15 protein-coding genes are annotated in these 18,963 nt (G+C 40.8%); 6 read left to right on the top strand and 9 right to left on the bottom strand.

The window, feature by feature from the left end; all coding sequences use genetic code 11:
• Positions 1–18 precede the first annotated feature (18 nt).
• Together I6J03_RS19915 and I6J03_RS19910 are read left to right on the top strand one after the other, a co-directional pair.
• On the top strand, positions 19–456 hold the full coding sequence (locus tag I6J03_RS19915) for a DUF1896 domain-containing protein (RefSeq protein WP_003002387.1): 438 nt from the start codon (positions 19–21) through the stop codon (positions 454–456).
• On the top strand, positions 443–5,887 hold the full coding sequence (locus I6J03_RS19910; protein ID WP_078704226.1) for an N-6 DNA methylase: 5,445 nt from the start codon (positions 443–445) through the stop codon (positions 5,885–5,887). The genes I6J03_RS19915 and I6J03_RS19910 overlap by 14 nt, the downstream gene beginning before the upstream one ends.
• 6 nt (positions 5,888–5,893) lie before the next feature.
• Here I6J03_RS19910 and I6J03_RS19905 read toward each other — a convergent pair whose 3' ends face one another.
• The 5 genes from I6J03_RS19905 to mobA all read right to left on the bottom strand — a co-directional run bounded on the left by I6J03_RS19905 (position 5,894) and on the right by mobA (position 12,410).
• A complete protein-coding gene (locus I6J03_RS19905; protein ID WP_003002391.1) occupies positions 5,894–6,715 on the bottom strand; it encodes an RteC domain-containing protein in 822 nt (273 codons plus the stop codon).
• Between the two features lie 125 nt (positions 6,716–6,840).
• Entirely contained in the window at positions 6,841–8,367 is a 1,527-nt protein-coding gene (locus tag I6J03_RS19900) for a SulP family inorganic anion transporter (RefSeq protein WP_003002394.1), read from the bottom strand.
• A 214-nt stretch (positions 8,368–8,581) separates the two neighbouring features.
• Positions 8,582–10,582: a conjugal transfer protein MobC gene (mobC, locus tag I6J03_RS19895; protein WP_003002396.1), complete on the bottom strand. Its 2,001-nt coding sequence runs from the start codon at positions 10,580–10,582 to the stop codon at positions 8,582–8,584.
• Positions 10,583–10,683: 101 nt separating this feature from the next.
• Positions 10,684–11,970, bottom strand: a complete 1,287-nt coding sequence (mobB, locus tag I6J03_RS19890) for a conjugal transfer protein MobB (RefSeq protein ID WP_003002398.1) — start codon at positions 11,968–11,970, stop codon at positions 10,684–10,686.
• A gap of 8 nt (positions 11,971–11,978) precedes the next feature.
• On the bottom strand, positions 11,979–12,410 hold the full coding sequence (mobA, locus tag I6J03_RS19885) for a conjugal transfer protein MobA (protein ID WP_003002400.1): 432 nt from the start codon (positions 12,408–12,410) through the stop codon (positions 11,979–11,981).
• A 700-nt stretch (positions 12,411–13,110) separates the two neighbouring features.
• Here mobA and I6J03_RS19880 point away from each other — a divergent pair.
• The 4 genes from I6J03_RS19880 to I6J03_RS19865 are packed head-to-tail and all read left to right on the top strand — an operon-like array spanning position 13,111 to position 15,797.
• Positions 13,111–13,878, top strand: a complete 768-nt coding sequence (locus I6J03_RS19880) for a ParA family protein (RefSeq protein WP_003002404.1) — start codon at positions 13,111–13,113, stop codon at positions 13,876–13,878.
• Between the two features lie 12 nt (positions 13,879–13,890).
• Positions 13,891–14,295: a DUF3408 domain-containing protein gene (locus I6J03_RS19875; protein WP_002978223.1), complete on the top strand. Its 405-nt coding sequence runs from the start codon at positions 13,891–13,893 to the stop codon at positions 14,293–14,295.
• Between the two features lie 2 nt (positions 14,296–14,297).
• Positions 14,298–14,933, top strand: coding sequence for a hypothetical protein (locus tag I6J03_RS19870; protein ID WP_002978226.1), 636 nt, complete (start codon positions 14,298–14,300; stop codon positions 14,931–14,933).
• A 30-nt stretch (positions 14,934–14,963) separates the two neighbouring features.
• On the top strand, positions 14,964–15,797 hold the full coding sequence (locus I6J03_RS19865) for a hypothetical protein (protein WP_003002407.1): 834 nt from the start codon (positions 14,964–14,966) through the stop codon (positions 15,795–15,797).
• Positions 15,798–15,962: 165 nt separating this feature from the next.
• Here the strand turns inward: I6J03_RS19865 and merA are convergent, their stop codons facing one another.
• From merA to I6J03_RS19845, 4 genes are read right to left on the bottom strand one after another with little or no spacing between them, the layout of a single operon-like run.
• The gene (merA, locus tag I6J03_RS19860) at positions 15,963–17,615 is read right to left on the bottom strand and encodes a mercury(II) reductase (protein ID WP_003002408.1); all 1,653 of its coding nucleotides are present in this window, start codon (positions 17,613–17,615) and stop codon (positions 15,963–15,965) included.
• Positions 17,616–17,645: 30 nt separating this feature from the next.
• Positions 17,646–18,257, bottom strand: a complete 612-nt coding sequence (gene merB, locus I6J03_RS19855; protein WP_002978232.1) for an organomercurial lyase — start codon at positions 18,255–18,257, stop codon at positions 17,646–17,648.
• Between the two features lie 19 nt (positions 18,258–18,276).
• Complete coding sequence (locus I6J03_RS19850; RefSeq protein WP_002978236.1) at positions 18,277–18,573, bottom strand: hypothetical protein; 297 nt, start codon at positions 18,571–18,573, stop codon at positions 18,277–18,279.
• Position 18,574: 1 nt separating this feature from the next.
• Positions 18,575–18,922: a heavy-metal-associated domain-containing protein gene (locus I6J03_RS19845; protein WP_002978237.1), complete on the bottom strand. Its 348-nt coding sequence runs from the start codon at positions 18,920–18,922 to the stop codon at positions 18,575–18,577.
• Positions 18,923–18,963: the final 41 nt, after the last annotated feature.

Below are 18,963 nucleotides of genomic sequence, written 5' to 3'. Positions count from 1 at the left end.
TTCAAAACAAAATAAAGTATGGATGTACAGCAAAAAGACCTGTCGTTTTTCAGATTACGACTGCAAGAACTATTAAACAGCAGCTTTCCCGAAAAGGCACACGACCAAAAATTTATAGACCAACGGTCTTCGTGGGCTGCCAATGCTTACGAAGGTGCTTTCCGTTCGGGAAACGCCGTTGAGCAATGCGACGAAATAGCCAATTACATACTTTTTGAGGGCTTGCACTTCTCCAAGTTCGACACGGTTTTCAAAGTGGTATGCAATGAGTTTGATACCATAATGGCAGACGAGGAACTGCGACTGTTCGCCCTGAAAATGTTCCCTGTATGTGAGCCTGTTTTCGCAGGATACAAATTAACCGATGATTTCGCCTATGGGTATGAGTTTGATGTACTCTACACCGAACTGACTGGAACCATCTCAATATGGATTGAGGAAAATGGGCTTCAGTAAACGGTTCCATCTCCAACAGAATATTGATGCCCTGCGAATTGTTTTTAAACTGGAAAAGGAGAAACGGCAAGCCACCGTAGGCGAAAGACTGCTAATGATGCGATACAGCGGATTTGGCGGTCTTAAATTCGTTCTGAACCCCATAGAAAACAAAATAGATATCAATCATTGGAGAAAAACAGAACACGACCTTTTTCCACTCACGCAGGAACTCCACCAACTACTCAAAGAAAATTCCGAAGACGATAAGCAATACCGCAGGTATGTGGACAGTATGAAAAGTTCCGTACTGACGGCTTTTTATACACCGCCAAAGGTTATAGATGCCATTTCATCTGCCTTGCGGGATAATGGTCTGCACATTGATAAATTCCTCGAACCCTCCGCAGGTATCGGTTCATTCATCCAATCCTTTTCGGAAAACCAAACAGCCAGTGTTACCGCTTATGAAAAGGACTTGCTTACAGGCAAGATTTTAAAGCAGCTTTACCCCGATAGCAATATCCGTATAAACGGTTTTGAAGAAATCCCCGAAAGGGAACAAAACAGCTATGATATAATTGCCAGTAATATCCCTTTTGGCGATACTTCTGTATTTGACCTTTCTTATTCCCGCAGTAGAAACAGCGCAAAGGAACAAGCTGCCAGAAGCATACACAATTACTTTTTTCTGAAAGGTGCTGATATGCTCCGTGAGGGCGGCTTGTTGGCTTATATTACTTCACAGGGCATTCTGAACAGCCCTAAGAACGAACCCATACGCAGGGCGTTAATGCAGGATAATAATTTGGTTTCGGTTGTAAGATTGCCCAACAACCTGTTTACCGAATATGCAGGTACGGAAGTAGGCAGCGACCTGATTATCCTACAAAAAAATACGGCAAAAAAAAATCTGACCGACAGGGAAGATCTGTTTTGCCAAAGCAAGCCAACCGAATACAATACGCCGGGCAATGCGCTCTTTCAGGATAGTGCAAGAATTATCCATACCGACCAAAAATTAGATACCGACCCATACGGGCAACCTGCCTTAATCTATACGCATAAAGACGGTGTTGAGGGGATTGCCGAAGATTTGAAGCAAATGCTTTCCGAAGATTTTGGAAAGCACCTGAATTTGAATTTATACAGAGGCGAACGCAGCGATGAGCCTGTTATACAAATTCCGATTGAACCAAAGGTTACACCTCCGGTTATCGACCCTGTAATCATTCAGCAAAAACCGCAATCTGTATCCACTCCGGTACTCCGTCAGGAAAGCCCGCAGGAATTAAAGCAACTAAGTATTTTTGACCTGTTTGAAAGTGCGGGCGAACCTATAATGGTTCTTGCTCCACCTAAAAGAACTACCCAAGCCAAAAGACAAAGCACTAAAAAAAGAAGAGGTACAACAAGTCGTCAGCCAGACCTGTTCAGTAGTGCAAGGCAGCAGTCTTACACACCGCTAAAATCTAATGGTGCTGCCAATGGAAGCCACCAAGTAAACGACAAAAAACAGGAAGCTATTGGCGACCTGTTTTCACAAACAAACGGTAATGGCCAGTCTGATAAGACAGCCATTGCCACTACCAATATTAATGCTATTCCTGAACCTGCCCCGTACACTGGCGAACTGCAATCATTCCACCGTAACGATTGCCTTGTGGTAGATAACGGTTGGGTTGGTTATCTGCAAGATGTGCAAAGGAACGACGACAAGGCAACAGCAACCTTTCATCCGTTGCAATTGCCGAGCTCACAGAAAGCAAGAGCCGAAGCCTATATAGCCGTAAGGGACAGTTATATCAACCTGTACCAAAAAGAAGCTGAAAAGCAGACCGAGCATAAAGAAGAAAGGGAAACGCTGAACCTCCTGTACGATGGCTTTGTCAAAAAATACGGTAATCTCAATGCTGCCGACAATGCCAAGCTGATAAAGACCGACAGCGCAGGCAAAGAAATCCCCTATCTGGAGCGTATCATTGGCGGCGTAATCCACAAAGCGGATATTTTCAGCCGTCCCGTTAGCTTTTCTACCACTACGTTAGCAACCGACAATCCCGAAGAGGCTTTAGCCGCCTCGCTGAACAAATACGGAAATGTGGATTTGGACTTTATGTCCGAAATCAGCAGCCTGCCTACCGATACCCTTAAAGAAGCCCTGCACGGGCGGTTGTTCTTCAATCCGCTACAACAGGAATACGAAATAGCTGAACGTTGGATTGCAGGTAACGTAGTTGAGAAAGCCGACGACGTAAGAGCCTATCTCGAAAACAATCCCGATGATACCGAAGCCAAAGAAAGCCTTAACGCTTTAGAGGAAGCCCGACCAAAACGTATTGACTTTGAGGAATTGGATTTTAACCTCGGCGAACGGTGGATACCTACTGGGATTTATGCCCGTTTCGCTTCGCACCTGTTTGATGCGGATGTACTGGTTCATTATTCCGAAAGCTCCGACGACTTTTCTGTAAAGTGTCATCAGGGCAATATGCACATTTGGGAAAAATATGCCGTCAAAGCGGAAAGCCGCACGTTTGACGGTATTGCCCTGCTCAAACACGCCCTTGTCAATACCACGCCTGATATTACCAAAAAAGTACTGGTTGGCGACCAAGAGGTTAAAGTACGGGATATGGAAGCCATACAAATGGCGAACACCAAGATTGACGAAATCCGTACCGCCTTTACCGACTGGCTACACGCACAGAACGATGAGTTTAAAAACAGGCTGACCGACCAGTACAACGATACCTTTAATTGTTTCGTTCGCCCAAACTATGACGGAAGCCATCAGGAATTTCCGGGATTAGACCGCAAGGGAGCAGGCATTGAAGACCTGTATTCAAGTCAAAAGGACACCGTTTGGATGATAAAGCTGAACAACGGTGCTATCTGCGACCACGAAGTAGGCGCAGGAAAAACGCTGATAATGTGTACCGCAGCGCAGGAAATGAAGCGTTTGGGATTAGCCCATAAGCCGATGATTATCGGGCTGAAAGCAAATATACCTGCCATTGCCGAAGACTACCGTAAAGCCTATCCACACGCCAAAATCCTTTATCCGGGTATTGATGATTTTACGCCGAAAAAACGCCTGCGGATTTTCGGGAATATTAAAAATAATGATTGGGATTGCGTGATACTTACGCACGACCAGTTCGGAATGATACCGCAATCGCCCGAAATACAAAAGGAAATCCTCGAAATAGAACTGGACAGCGTAGAGCGCAATCTCGATGCCCTGAAATCGCAGGGCAAGGAAGTGACAAGGGGAATGCTCGCCGGGGTAATCAAGCGGAAAGAAAATCTTGAAGTAAAGCTGAAAACGCTGCAACACGATATTGAAAACCGTAAGGATGATATTGTGGACTTTAAGATGATGGGCATAGACCATTTGTTTGTGGACGAAAGCCACCAGTTCAAAAACCTGATGTTCAACACCCGTCATACACGGGTTGCCGGACTGGGGAACGTGGACGGCAGCCAAAAGGCACTGAACCTGCTGTTTGCAATCCGCACCATTCAAGAGCGTACCAATGCGGATATGGGTGCAACCTTTCTTTCGGGTACAACCATCAGCAATTCATTAACGGAATTGTACCTGCTGTTTAAATACCTGCGCCCCCGTGCATTGGAAAAACAGGGTATTCATTCCTTTGATGCGTGGGCAGCTATCTATGCACGGAAAACGACCGATTATGAATTTTCGGTAGCTAACAATATTGTAGCAAAAGAGCGTTTCCGCTACTTTATCAAAGTGCCGGAACTGGCACAGTTCTATTCTGAAATCACGGATTACAGAACGGCTAAGGATATTGGTATTGACCGCCCCACTAAGAACGAGGTATTGTACAACATACCGCCAACGCCCGACCAAGAAGCCTTTATCCAAAGCCTGATGCAGTTTGCCAAAACGGGCGATGCTACTTTGCTCGGTAGAGAACCATTATCGCAAAGGGAAGAAAAAGCAAAGATGCTCATTGCGACGGACTATGCCCGTAAGATGTCGCTCGATATGCGTATGGTAAGTGGTATATACGACGACCATCCCGACAACAAGGCTTCGCATTGTGCGGTAAATATCGCCAAGTATTACAACCAGTTCAACGCACAGAAAGGAACGCAGTTCGTTTTCTCCGATTTGGGAACTTACAAGCCCGGCGAATGGAACGTGTACTCCGAAATAAAACGCAAACTCGTGGAGGACCACGGCATACCTGCGCACGAAGTAAGGTTTATTCAGGAAGCGAAAAATGATAAGCAACGTAAGGAACTTATCAACGGAATGAACGAGGGCAAAATCCGTGTACTGTTCGGTTCTACAAGTATGCTCGGAACTGGCGTAAACGCACAGAAAAGAGCTGTTGCCGTTCATCATTTAGATACACCGTGGCGACCGTCTGACCTTGCCCAAAGGGACGGGCGGGCAATCAGAAAAGGCAATGAGATTGCCAAATTCTTTGCCGATAATAAAGTTGCTGTGATTATCTATGCAGTTGAAAAATCGTTGGACAGTTACAAATTCAACCTGCTGTATAATAAGCAGCTTTTCATCGACCAGTTAAAGACTAACAACCTGACCAAAAGAACGATTGACGAGGGAAGTATGGACGAAAAATCGGGAATGAACTTTTCGGAATATGTGGCAATCCTGTCAGGAAATACAGACCTGTTGGATAAAGCCAAACTGGAAAAACAGATTGCCGGACTGGAAAGCGAAAAGCAGGCGTTCAACCGCTCTAAATCCAGTGCCAAATTTAAGGTACAGGATTATATGGAAATGTTGCAAAGCACTCAATCCCGTTTGAGCCGGATGAGTACCGACTGGGAAAACTTACAGCAACGCCTGCAAAAGCGTTCGGACGGTACAATCGAAAACCCTGTGCTGTTAGATGGCTTGCCGCCCAATGCAAATCCGAAACAAATAGGCGCAAAACTGAACGAGATTGCGAACAAAGCCCGCACGGCAGGCGACTATCGTGAAATAGGCAACCTCTACGGGTTTCAATTATTGGTTAAAACAGAACTTCCAAAGGATAATTCAACACTCGAAAGGGTCAATAGATTTTTTATAACTGGCGAGGGCAATATCAAGTACACCTACAATAACGGTCTGATGGCAAAAGACCCCGAAACCGCCGCAATGAATTTTTTAAGGGCTTTGGAAAAACTGCCGGGCTTTGTGAAGCAGGAGCAGGAGAAAATCGCTGAAATACAAAAAGACCTGCCGATACTTCAGGAAGTGGTTAACGGTACTTGGGCTAAGGAAAGTCGATTGAGTGAGCTTAAAACGGAACTGGCTGCCGTAGAAAGAAAGATACAGCTATCTATTACGCCGGAAACCAAACAAGATGCTTCGGAGCAGGCAGAAAAGCAGAATGAAGCCCCAAAGGTGCAGGAAAGCATTATACGGACAAAAGGCGTTCATTCACCTCGTGGCGTATTATAATAGTCGTTACTTTTCGTCCTTTTCGTCCATTTTTTTTATTAGGGCTTCACAGAGGCTGTCAAGGAATTTGGTTCGGTTTATCTTACGGGCTTTCAGTTCCATAAACGTGTGGTAAAAATCGCCTAACTCAATATTAAAGGCTTCTTCAAAAGTTTTAGCTATCAATTTTATGTCTGTATTCCCATTGTTAAATACACCGTGGGAGTACAGTGCATATATGAGTTCCGTCAGTGCCGTTTTACTTGCCGTCCATTTCAATGAATTGTCCGAACCCCTTTTCACATTGATGTTATTGAGCCTGTCTTCCAAATAAACTTGTATCAGGTCATTGGCAATAATCTTGGCAACCTTATAATCGTGTGAAGTAGAAAAACGATGGTCTGCTTCAAAATAAAATGTGTCTAACCACAGCCTTATATCGTGCTTGCCACGCAGAAAGTATTTTTCATCCAGAAAAGAATTGTTGCTTCGATAATATTTATAAAACTCTATGTTGCTATTAAAGAATCTTTTAAGCTTTTTAAGCTCTTTGGAGAAATATTTTTTAAAGCGGTTATAGCCGTAAGGTCTTTTAGTTTCAATTTTATAAACAGTATTGTAGTAAATTAATTTTGATACAATAATTGGCTTTTGATATTTGAAAAAATTTATCTCTTCCTGTATACTCTTAAAATCGTTATTTAATACAAATTCTTTTAATTCGGATAAACACTTTATCACAATTGGTATCGCTATCTCAATTTTATCTGTTAAGTAGTCACTTTCAATTTCTAGCTCACTTAAAGCCGCTTCAAGTTCTAAAATTTTTTTGTTATAATATTTTTCCATTTGAAAAGATATTTGGGTATTATAAAACAAGAAAGCCTATGCAATACTATAGGCTTAACTTGACATCTTACAACGCAAACATCATTAGATAAAACAAGTGTTACAACTTATTTATCCAACAATATCTACTTATCGAGCATTACTTTATAAGTCGGATCTTCAATGATATTTACATCAATAACAGCTTCAGCATTTTTGAGAAGTTGGCGACAATCGTCACTTAAATGCCTTAAATGTATTTTCTTGTTCTGCTTGGCATAACGGTGTGTAAGTACATTCAATGCCTCAATTGCGGACATATCAACAACTTTACTTTCTTTGAAGTCAATAATTACTTCAGAAGGGTCATCAAGTACCTCAAACTTTTCTGTGAATGCAGTGGTTGAGCCAAAGAATAATGGACCAAATATTTCATAGTGCTTAACACCATTCTCATCAACATACTTTCTTGCGCGAATACGTTTAGCACTCTCCCAAGCAAATACTAATGCAGATATTATAACTCCAATTAATACTGCTAAAGCAAGGTTGTGAAGCAATACAGTAATCAAAGCAACTAACATCCCAACAAATATATCGTGTCTTGGCATTTTATTAATGATGCGGAGGCTTGCCCACTCAAATGTTCCTATTGCGACCATTATCATAAGTCCTGTCAATGCTGCCATCGGAACTTTTTCAATCAAACCACTGCCGAACATTATAAATATTAACAGCGAGATAGAAGCAACAATACCTGATAACCTAGCTCTTGCACCGGCAGACACATTTATTAAACTCTGACCGAGCATTGCACAACCACCCATACCTGAAAATAAACCAGAAAGAATGTTTGCGGCACCCTGTGCTACTGCTTCACGATTACTTTGTCCTCTAGTCTCTGTTATTTCATCAATGATATTTAAAGTTAACAAACTCTCTATAAGGCCAACGCCAGCAATGATTGCAGCATAAGGAAAAATAATCTGGAGCGTTCCTAGACTAAAAGGCAATTGCGGAATATGAAATGGAGGGAAACCACCTTTAATTGATGCGATATCCCCAACAGTTTTTGTATCTATTTTAAAAAGATAAACCAAACCAAATACAACTAATATTGCAATAAGCGATGCTGGTATAGCTTTTGTAAGTTTTGGCAATCCCCAAATTATTAACATCGTTAGTCCTACTAACGCTAACAGGATATACAAGTTTGTTCCTGTCAACCATATTCCGGAAGGGTCTTTAAATTGGTCAAGTTGAGACATAAAAATTATTATTGCCAGACCATTTACAAAACCGAAAATGACTGGATGCGGCACTAAACGGATAAGCTTTCCTAATTTTAAAAAGCCTGCCAACATTTGAATGGCTCCTGCTAAAATAACAGTAGCGAACACATATTCAACCCCGTGAGTTTTCGCTAATGCAATTATGACAACTGCGATTGCTCCTGTTGCCCCGGAAATCATACCGGGACGACCGCCCAATATAGACGTAACCAAACCCATTACAAAGGCTGCATATAATCCTACTAAAGGTGAAAGACCTGCAATTAACGAAAATGCTACTGCTTCTGGCACTAAAGCCAAGGCTACAGTTAGACCCGATAATACTTCGATTTTGTAATCTACTTTTTGTTTGAAATCAAACAGATTGATGATTTTTTGCATAAGGGATTTAATAAAAATTGTGTAAAAGAATAGGACATACCCATTAAGGAAAACCTTGGATACGTAAATACTACCAATAAGATGAATTGGGAAAAAACAACTAGTTACCTTTTATCAGGGCGGAGTAACTTGAGATGATATTTTTGCTGTTTTTTTCATTGAAGTTGCAAATTTAGAATTTATATCTTGATAAGACAAGAAATCTTTTATATAATTAACCGTCTTGCAACAAATGCTGCAACTTCGGGTCGTTCTTGATGCGCTCCATTTCACTTACAACAATATTCAGGATGTCGGATTTTATCTGTTTGTAATTGTTTTCAATTTCCTGCTTCATTTTATCCACGCCCTGCTCATTTACAAAAGATAAGATTTGCGGTATTTGCTGATAGGCTTTGATTTCTGCCGCTACCTTTTCATTATCTACCACAATTTCAGCATGGAATATCTTTTGCTCGATACGTTCATCAAAGTTATCTGATACGGAACCGACAAACATACCCTGTGTAAGCGTTGAAATTTTGGAAGCCGGTATAAGGCTGTCTAACTGTGTGGAGATAGAGGTAGATTTATCATTGCGGTTAATGGTCATACTTTGGCGTTTCTGCAATACTTTTCCAAAGCGTTCCGAAAGGCTTTTAGCCGTTTCGCCAACTACCTGACCACTGAATATATTACCAACTGTATTTTGTATTACCTTGCTTTCTTTGTCGCCGTAATCCCTCGTTAATTGCGAAAAGTCCTGAAAGCCCAAACATACTGCTACTTTATTACTTCTCGCTGTTGCAATAAGGTTATCCAGTCCCCTGAAATAAATTGTGGGTAACTCATCAATGATAACGGAACTCTTTAGCTGCCCCTTTTTATTAATCAGTTTTACAATCCTAGAATTGTATAAACCCAAAGCTGCAGAATAAATATTTTGACGGTCGGGATTATTGCCGACGCACAAAATTTTAGGTTCTTTGGGATTATTGATGTCAAGCGTAAAATCATCGCCTGTCATTACCCAGTACAATTGCGGGCTAATCATTCTTGATAGTGGGATTTTTGCCGATGCTATCTGACCTTGTAACTGGTCTTGCGCCCCGCCCTGCCACGCATCCATAAAGGGCGACAAATAATTTTCCAAATCGGGGTATGAGGTTAAAATTGTGAACACGTCTGAATACTTTTTGTTCAGCAATTCAATGGCGTGAGGGAACGTACAATACTTGCCGTCATCGTAGATTTTTAGATACCAAATAATGGCAGCTAAAAGAATAATTGGGCTTTCCACGAAAAAATCCCCTTGCTTCTGTATCCACGATCTGTTAAGGTTTAGCATTATGGTATAAGCCGCTTCATAAGCATCTGAAATGTCGGTCATAAAGTCGGGATTGAGTGGGTTGCAACGGTGGCTCTTGCGTGGGTCGTCGAAATTTATCACGTAAAATTTCGGCTGAATTTTGTACTTGTCACGATGCTTCAGCAAATGGTTGTATGCTATTGTCGAAAGGTCGTCAAACTTAAAATCATAAATGTACATTGAGAAACCTTTTTCAATCTGTTGTTTAATGTAATTGTTTACAATGGCATAAGATTTTCCCGAACCCGGCGTACCGAGAACGATGGATGCCCTGAAAGGATTGACAATGTTTATCCAGCCGTTGTTCCATTTCCCTTTGTAATAAAATTTGGTTGGCAGGTTGACGGAGTATTCATTCTCCATCAATTTTGTTTCCTGTTGGAAACTCTCATTTTCATTGTTGAAAACATCGTCCATCAGGTTGGTACGCAGCAATCGGCTCATCCAAACGCCAGCAACCATTAAAGCAATGTAGCCCAAACCTGAGGTAAGGATATATAGAAAAGTAGCGGTATTTAGCGGTAACTTTAGTAATGGTGTATTCAGGAAGAACAGCACAAAGCCATTGCCCAAAGCCACGTAAATTTTAGTCCAGGTTATCTTCTCGTTCTTTACTCCCTTTGTTCCTATGCAACTCAAAGCCAGTAAAACCAAAGCGAATGCTTTGGTGTAAAGAGTATGTGAAAACAAACCCGCCGTCCGGTCGAAATTGCCTAATATCTTGTTGATTACTTCCAACGTCCAACCACGTTCTGAAAAGAAACCATAACAGAACCAATAAAGGTGCATCAGCACCAAAAGAATACTGACTGCCCGCATAAAAGCCATTATCTTGGCAAGCCCTCTTAAATCGTCTTCTCCCTGCATTATTTGAAGTTTTAATGTTCGGGCGTGAATTTAAAGGCTCTGTGGAGTGGCTATAAGATTGTGGCAGTCTGTGGCGTTGTGTGGCAGTGTTTGGCTAAATATTATTTCTGACCTCTTTGGCGTTTGCGCTTCTTCTTCATTTTATTGGCAAAGTCTTGTTCCTCATAATCTTCGCCCTGGGCTTCGGGCAGTAAGCCACCCAGTGCTTCAATCAAACCGTCTTCGTGTTTGTCGGTAGCTAAGAAGTCGAACAAATGGTGTGGTTCTTCCGCAGGAAGATCCGCATCATTTGATGTGGATAGTTTGGGTTGTAAAACGGCAGATTCCTTAATATCCGGGTTGATGTTACTGTTCCAATAATCATTAAAGGTGTTGGCAGAAAGTTCAGTTGCTAAACGTGAACCGTTCCAAACTGCTTTGGAATTGTGGTCAATAAATGTGATGCCATAAATACGCCCTGTATCATTCCGGCGCACGACTACGTTAATGCCCTGTTCCGCTAATTGCTTTTTAAATGCCTGTTCATCGCTTGTGGTTTTCAGGGCAATGGTAACGGCAGATTTTAGGGTCTGTTTGGCGGGGCTATCTTTCAAAGCCGTTTTGCATTTCGCAAAATGCAGTTCCAAAGCCGGAAGTCCTGCGCTCTTTCCAAACAGCGAAGCCTTGAACGGATGCCCGGCTCTTTCGCCTTTTTCATTTAAGGGAATGTATAATAGACCCTGCTGCATTTTTCCCTGCAATTCGCCCTCGATTTTCTCGGTGGTAATTTTGAACAGGGAAAGCAGGGCATTGTATTCGCCTAAAGTTTGGTATTGGTAGTAATTCGGCAGGTGGCGAACGACCGAAGCGATTTGACTTTTTACATCGCCTGCCCGATAATCTACCGGACGGAAAACCTTATCAGTCTGGTTACGCTCTTTGTCGGTGGCGGGTATCACCCCGTGTTTTTTTTCCAATTCACGGCATACATTCATAGACCGCATTTTCTCGAATTTGTCCGAAATCTTTTTGCCCTGCTCGTCCACGCAAACCGATACAATGTGTATATGGCTGCGGTCAATATCGGTATGTTTGAACACCACAAAAGGCTGTTCGCCGTAACCCATTTCCCGCATATACTGTTCTGTCATTTCCCTAAACTTATCATCGCTAACCTTATCGTTCGGGTCAGGATTGAGCGAAATATGCAACGTATGTTTCTCGGTGTTGCGGTTGGCTATCAGGTAAGGGGCAAAAGACTGGGCTAATTGTGCCACCGAATAATGACCGCTTGCGGTTTCAATCATCTTATTGGCAAACAAAATCTGCCCGTTTTCATTCTCCACTTTAAGCTGATTGTACGCCAATGCCCCGTATAAATTTGCGCTTCTTCCAATTTTTGCTATCATTTCTACCGCTATTTTTTCAGGTGTTTGGCTTCAAATTCTTCGCTTATTTGGATAATTTTCTGACACAGCATTGCCATTTCAGCCGTCTGTTTTTCCAGTTTGTACAGAAACGCTGCGGCTTTTTTCTCGGAAAAATTCTTGTACAACAGCTTTACAATTTGGTTATAGTTCACACCTATGGAACGGAACTGGCTGTGAAAAGAGGTTAGCCGCATATAAAAATCAACCGTTCCCTTGTCAATCTGAATGGTCTTTATGGTCTTGTCAAAGATGCAGGACGTTATGAAATGCGCTTTTACCTGCATACCAGATTTGTCAAAAAGGGCAAGAAAGCGGGCGTGTTCCTGCTCGTTAAAGGAAATTGTATAGCGGATTGTCGCCGGGTCTTCTTTAGGGCGGCGTCCGGTCTTTTTCAATTGCTTTCTGTTGTTATCGTTCATCACTAATCCATTTTAAAATCCATACAAAACCCTGACTTCGGAAGGTGTTTTCTGCCCCCTGCAAAGGGCAAGTTGTTTTGAGCATCGGAAATCATTCCGAGATGCTCAAAACACAACTTGCCGTGTTCCGTTGAACACAAAAATCCGCCCTGCGGGACGGATTAAATGTAACAGGGAAAAACGGCTCGATGCCGTTCCCGTTACCCTCCGATTTGTCAAAAGAATTTTGCATAAATCCATTAATAAAAATCATTGTACAAAGTAAAGCCCTGTTTACGAAAGCATTGTATTGTATAGCAGTGCCAAACACTGCCTTTGAACGCCAAACACTGCCACACCGCAATCAGCGGGCAAATCAATCGCTTTATTTGCCGTATAATTTTAGTGCAGGTAGTAAAAAATGTATCTAAACAGAGAAGAAAATCAAGTTTGCAAACAAGCGGTTTGGAATAAAAGCATAGGGTTTTAAAAGCATAAAACAATAAAAGTGTAAAAGCATAAAAGCGGTAAAGCAATTTACCTGTTGCAAGGTTTGCCACTTACCAAAGAATGTACCTGACAAGGCAAAAATGAAAGCAGATACCTGTGCAGGAAAGTACCCAAAAGGGAATGCAGGAATATAGGAATGAGGTAATAATCAGATAAACCAATATTCAATCCTGCAAAACAAATAAAGTGTGTAACAATAAATTTTTAAATAATGGAAACAACAAAGAAAACTTTAAAAATCAGCTTCTCCACCCAAAAAGGCGGTGTGGGAAAATCTACAATGACCACTTTGCTGGCAAGTGTGCTTCACTACCGTTTAGGTTTTAATGTGCTGGTGATGGACTGTGACTTTCCGCAGCACAGCCTGACCAATATGCGTGAACGGGATAAGAGAACCATAATGCAGAACGACTACCATAAAAAGGCGGCAATGAAGCAGTTTCAAGCCATCAACAAAAAAGCGTACCCGATTATTAAATGCAAAGCTGAAACAGCTTTGGAGAAAGCATCGGAATACAGAAGCCAGTCGGTGGTTGTACCGGATGTTATTTTCTTCGACCTGCCGGGAACAGCCAATACCAAAGGCGTACTGACTACCTTAAAAAAAATGGACTTCATCTTTTCGCCCATTACTGCCGACCGTTTGGTAGTGGAAAGTACATTGAGCTTTACCAAAGCCTTTCTCGGACTTCCAAAAACGGACGAGGGCAATCCCGAACAAGAGATGTGGCTGTTTTGGAACCAAGTGGACGGCAGGGAAAAAACAGGTTTGTATGATGCGTATCAAAGTGTCATCAAAGAACTCAACCTGCCTATAATGGAAACAAGAATAATGGATAGCAAGCGTTTCCGAAAGGAAACAGACGATACAGGTAGTTATGTATTCCGGTCAAGTTTGCTGCCTGCCGAACCACAGTTAATGAAAACAACTAAAATGGATTTGTTTGTCGAGGAATTTTTAAAAATCACTCATCTATAAAAATAGTAAAGTATGGCTTCAGATAACAAAAACAACGATTTTGAAAAGCCCAATGTTGATGAGGAATACCTTATGAACATCATAAGCGGCGATGAGCCTGTTGCTCCACCGAGCAATAACAAAAAGCAGGATGTACCAAAGGAAACAAAGCCCAGGGAAAAAGTCCGTAACAGTTCATCAAAGAAAGCGGACTATGAGGAAACGTTTTTGGTCAATCGGTTTCCATCGGGGCGTAACGGCAAGGTCGTTTACATACGTCCCGAATACCACGAAAGGTTAATCCGCATTGTGCAATTAACAAGAGAAGAAAAGACTACACTCTATTCTTATATCGACAACATCCTTGAACACCACTTTAGGGAGTTTGGGGATGATATTACTGATTATTTCAACGAACGTTTTAAACCCATTTTATAGTTATGGAAATAGTAATTGTGATATGCCTGCTGATTGTGATTGCCCTGCTTGTGCAGGACAAGATTGTAATCAAAAAAAGTTCAGAAAGAAAACCGATACAGGAAAAAAGCAACCCTAAACTGCCCGATATTATGGGGCAACCTAGACCTAAGAGAAGCCTTTCGGTGCCAAACAATGCCACCGAAAGCCAAGTTGAAAAACCAGAAATAAATCCTGATAATTTTGACATAGAATACGACGAAAATGAAAACGTCGGCATTCAAATTCCGCAGGAAGAGCTGGACGAAGTTTTCAGTAATATGCCTGATTTTGGGGAAGAGGAGGAAGAATGGAATAGGTACGAATTATCCGATGGCGATAACGGTTTCGCCCAAGGGGTTACCTTTGAAGAACTAAGCTCCGTGGGGATACTGCTTCAAAAAGAAAAACTGGAGCAATCTCAAAAGGAAACAGCGATAGCTATAGTTCAGAAAATACAGGGAACCGAATTATTCAGCCTTTTGGAAAATTCTATGGAAGGCACTTCTCGTAAAATAGCAGAGCTATTGGATAGTAGCCTTTCTTCTGAAACGGAAACCAGTTCTTCCACTTTGCGGAAAAATGATTTGGAAAATTTCGACATTGGGGAGTTTGTATAGACTTCCCTTTGTCTTTTAAAACAACGAAGTATGGAAAGAGAATTGCCCAGTATAAATATCGAGGGAACAGATTTCTTGATCGATATAAATAAGGTCGAGTTAAGGAAAAAAAACAATCCAGTCAATACCATTTCAATTTACGTAATGAGCGATGTAGAAGATGGCTACGCTTTTAACTATAGTCTACAGGAGAAGAACATTCCGAACCTTATAAGTAACGGAGAAGACACTTCAGTAAAGATACCGGAACTCGTTGTGCTTGATCCAGCAGGAATGGCAGAAAAGTATAAGCTAACACCCCAAGAATTAGAAAATAAAACAGACTTCGACTTGATGGTGGATCAGACGGCATTCAATGACAGAACCCAAAAGGGAATGCTTCCTACAATCAATATTGAAGGTCATACATTTTATGTTGATATACGCATGGATATGCTTCGCCCCAAAGATGATTTCTTGTCAAAAGGAATTGTCTTTGATGAAATAGATCATTATTTCTCCGAGGAAGCGAATGCTTACATCATTCCCTACAACCCTAAAACACGCGAATTTCAAGAGTTAGATTATGATAGTATTCTGGTATTTCCAAAAGACCTTATCGCCGTTCAATTTCCTTTTCAAAGAGATCTTGATCCAATTGGTTGGAACCGAAACGGAGGTTGGAATATCAAAGAAGATTTAAAGCGTATAGGTCTAAAATCTCATTTTGAAGCAAAGACAATTCCCTGGAAGGAAACATTCCTACCACAAATAATAACAGAAAATCTGATGGTGCTGAAAGAAAAAACGATCAAGAAAAAACTCCAAAACAAGTCTGTTTCCTTTTCAAAAAAAGAGCAAGGAAGCAAAGGGCGAAAAATGTAACCTCTTTAAAAGAGGATTAGTAAGAAGCACGTCGAACATCATTTTGTTCGATGTGCTTCTTACTAATAGCTACCAATTAAAATGGCACTCACTGCCAAGTAATTCCTCTCACTATCAATTTTGGAAAACGGTGGAAATTAGGGGCTAAAAGCACAAACCTATTCATCAACTCGCACAACAACTCAACTTTGAGACGTCCTTTCCAAATGTTATGGCTGCTAATTTTATGCCTTCTCCTAATGTCAAATAAGGATAGAAACTCTCAGCCAATTCCCTTACTGTAATACCGTATTTGATAGCCATACTTAATAGTTGAATAAGTTCCCCGCCTTCGGGTGCAACTACTCTTGCACCTATCAGTTTGTCAGTTTCGGTATTGCGAATGAGTTTGATAAAACCCCTTGTGTCGTTTGCTGCAATGGCTCTCGGTACGTCTTTAAGTTCCAGTTTTGAAACTTCAAATGGAATGCCTTTTGATTCTGCCTGTGCTTCATCTAAACCTGCCCCTGCAATTTGTGGGTCAGTAAACACCACCCAAGGTAAAGAAGAATAATCGGCTTTATTATCTGTTCCTGAGAACGCATTTTCAACGGCAATTTTACCTTCAAAAGCGGCTGTATAAACAAATGCAGGGGTGTTGGTTACGTCACCTGCTGCGTAAATGTTAGGTAGATTGGTTTCCATTTTTTCATTTACAGCGATATGTCCGCTTTTGGTGAGTTCCAAACCAATGTTATCTAACCCTAATTGGCTTGTATTGGCTTTTGTGCCTGTGGCAATTACTACCTTACCTTTTTCTATAATTTGCGTAAATGAACCGTCAGCACATTTACAGTGAATGATGGTTTCATTCCCTTGTTTCTCGAATTTCACGGCTCTGAAATTAGGTAAGATTTCAATGCCTTCTTTTCGCATTTGGGTTTCCAATGCTTCACTGATGTCTGGGGTTTGTGTCCGTAGAACACGGTCGGTAAATTCAATGATTCGGACTTTAACGCCTAAACGATTGTACGCCATTGCAATTTCCAAACCTATGTAACCTGCTCCCATAATGGTCAAGCTTTCGGGTTTTTCTTCCAAGTCGAAAAGGGAAACGTTGGTCAAGTAGTCAATTTTGTCCAATCCTTCAATAGTCGGAATGTTGGTCGTAGCTCCCGCAGCAATTAAAAATTTGAAGGCTTTGTATTCCTTGCCATCAACCAAAATGGTTTTGTTGTCTTTGAATTTTGCCCAACCTTTTAGCATAGTCAGGTTTTCAAAATCGCTTACCACATCCATATATTTTTTCTCTTGAAGTGTGGCTACTAATTTTTTCTTGTCTTTGATGATTTGAGCGAAATCAATATCAACTCCTTTTGGCTTGATGCCTTCAAAGTTGGAATGTGTAGCGTGATAAGCCGACTCGCCTGCACGAATAAGATTTTTAGAAGGCACACAACCCACGTTGACACAAGTACCGCCAAAGTCCAAACCACCGTTTACCATTAAGGTCGATAAACCTAAACTTTCGGCTTTGATAGCTGCCGAAAATGCAACCGAACCACCACCGATAATTATTAAATCAAATTGATTATTCCTACTATTTCCATTTTCAGAAATTTCACTTTTTACACGATAGTTTTTTGTGCCGTTAATGGTATTGATGATTTCTTCTTTACTTGTTTTGGTAGGGTCAAAAGAACATTCACAAGTAGCTTTTGGGTAGCTCACATTGGCTTCTTTAACACCCTCATTTTGTGAAAGCATTTTTTTTATTCCTGTGGCACAATGGTCGCAGGTCATACCTGCAATTTCCAATTTTATTTTTTCTTCTTTCATCTTATTTTTTTAATTTATTTAGGACTATACTTAACAACATTTCATTCCTATGTTTTTAGGCTCAAAGAAATCCTCAAGCGTCAATATTTTTCCATCAGGATTATTTTTTAACCATTGTTTTGCTGTTCTTTCGCTTGCAAAAAATGAAACGTGATTACATAGCGACCCTTTAATATTGCAGGTGTCAACAGATTCTACCCAAGAAATAAATAAAGGATAAGGAGTTGTCCATAATAGCTGACCTCCGTTTATTTGTAATTCTATGAGAGAACTATCAATTGGGTCGGACGAATGAACATTGACTTCCACATCTAACCATTCAGCAAACAGAATGGCATCTACTACACACCATGTGTATAACATCTTACCATTTACAATAAAGCGATGTTTGGTAGGAACTGTAGATAGACCAGAAAATGCAATAATATTTCCTTGTACATCGGTTTCGCCCAGTTTATTCAAAATAGCGTCCGCTTTATCTTTGGACACTTTTATTAGTTTATAAAATCTGTTTTTAGATATAGAACTGCCTTGCATCAATTCTTGAAATATTCGTAAAATAAAATCGCTATTCTTTATCTTAAATTCAGAAAAAAGAATGTCGTTTAATTGACCGTCAATATATTTTCGTTGATTTTTCATAAGTTTTCTATTTTGGGTTTTACTGCAAACATGCTTTACTTCCTATAATATCGCCATCTGATGCACTCCAGATATAAGAAAGACCATCTCCTGTTGCTGTAGCTGTTACTTTTGTGGTTGCCCCAATCGCAATGGTGCTTTGTTCCGCACTCAAATCTGTGTAAGAAATGGTCGAAGTACCTGTTGGGGTGGAAGAATTAGTACCGGGAGTTGAAGAATTTGTTGGTTTTACTTCCGGTTCCTGTACTTCTTTATTACAACTAGCTACTATCATCCCGATAGTAACAATGCCTAAAATTAATTTTACAGTTTTCATATTATTTAGAATTTTCTTTAATGATTTCGGCTTTATAACCTGTTTTTTCAATTACTTTTATGATAGCTTCAGGATTTGTTTTGCTTGGGTCGTACTGGATAGTTGCCAAATCGCCCGGATATTCCACTTTGTGTTCAATAATGCCGTCCACTTCTTTGAGGGCATTTGAAATATGGTTGGAACAACCTGCACAAGTCATTCCCGTGATTTTCAGTTGCAGGGTCTTACCTTCTTGCTGGTTTGTATTTGCTGTTTGTGCTTTACTGTCAGTCGGTTTGCAACATTGAGCATTAAGCTGAGCAATTCCAATTAGGAACAAAGCACTCAATAGAATTAAATTCTTTTTCATAGTATAATTATTTAATTAAGTTCTTAAATACGAGGGGCAAA

It is taken from the genome of Sphingobacterium spiritivorum (assembly GCF_016724845.1).
Classification (GTDB): Bacteria; Bacteroidota; Bacteroidia; order Sphingobacteriales; family Sphingobacteriaceae; genus Sphingobacterium; species Sphingobacterium spiritivorum_A.
This window is presented reverse-complemented; position numbering and strand designations above follow the sequence as displayed.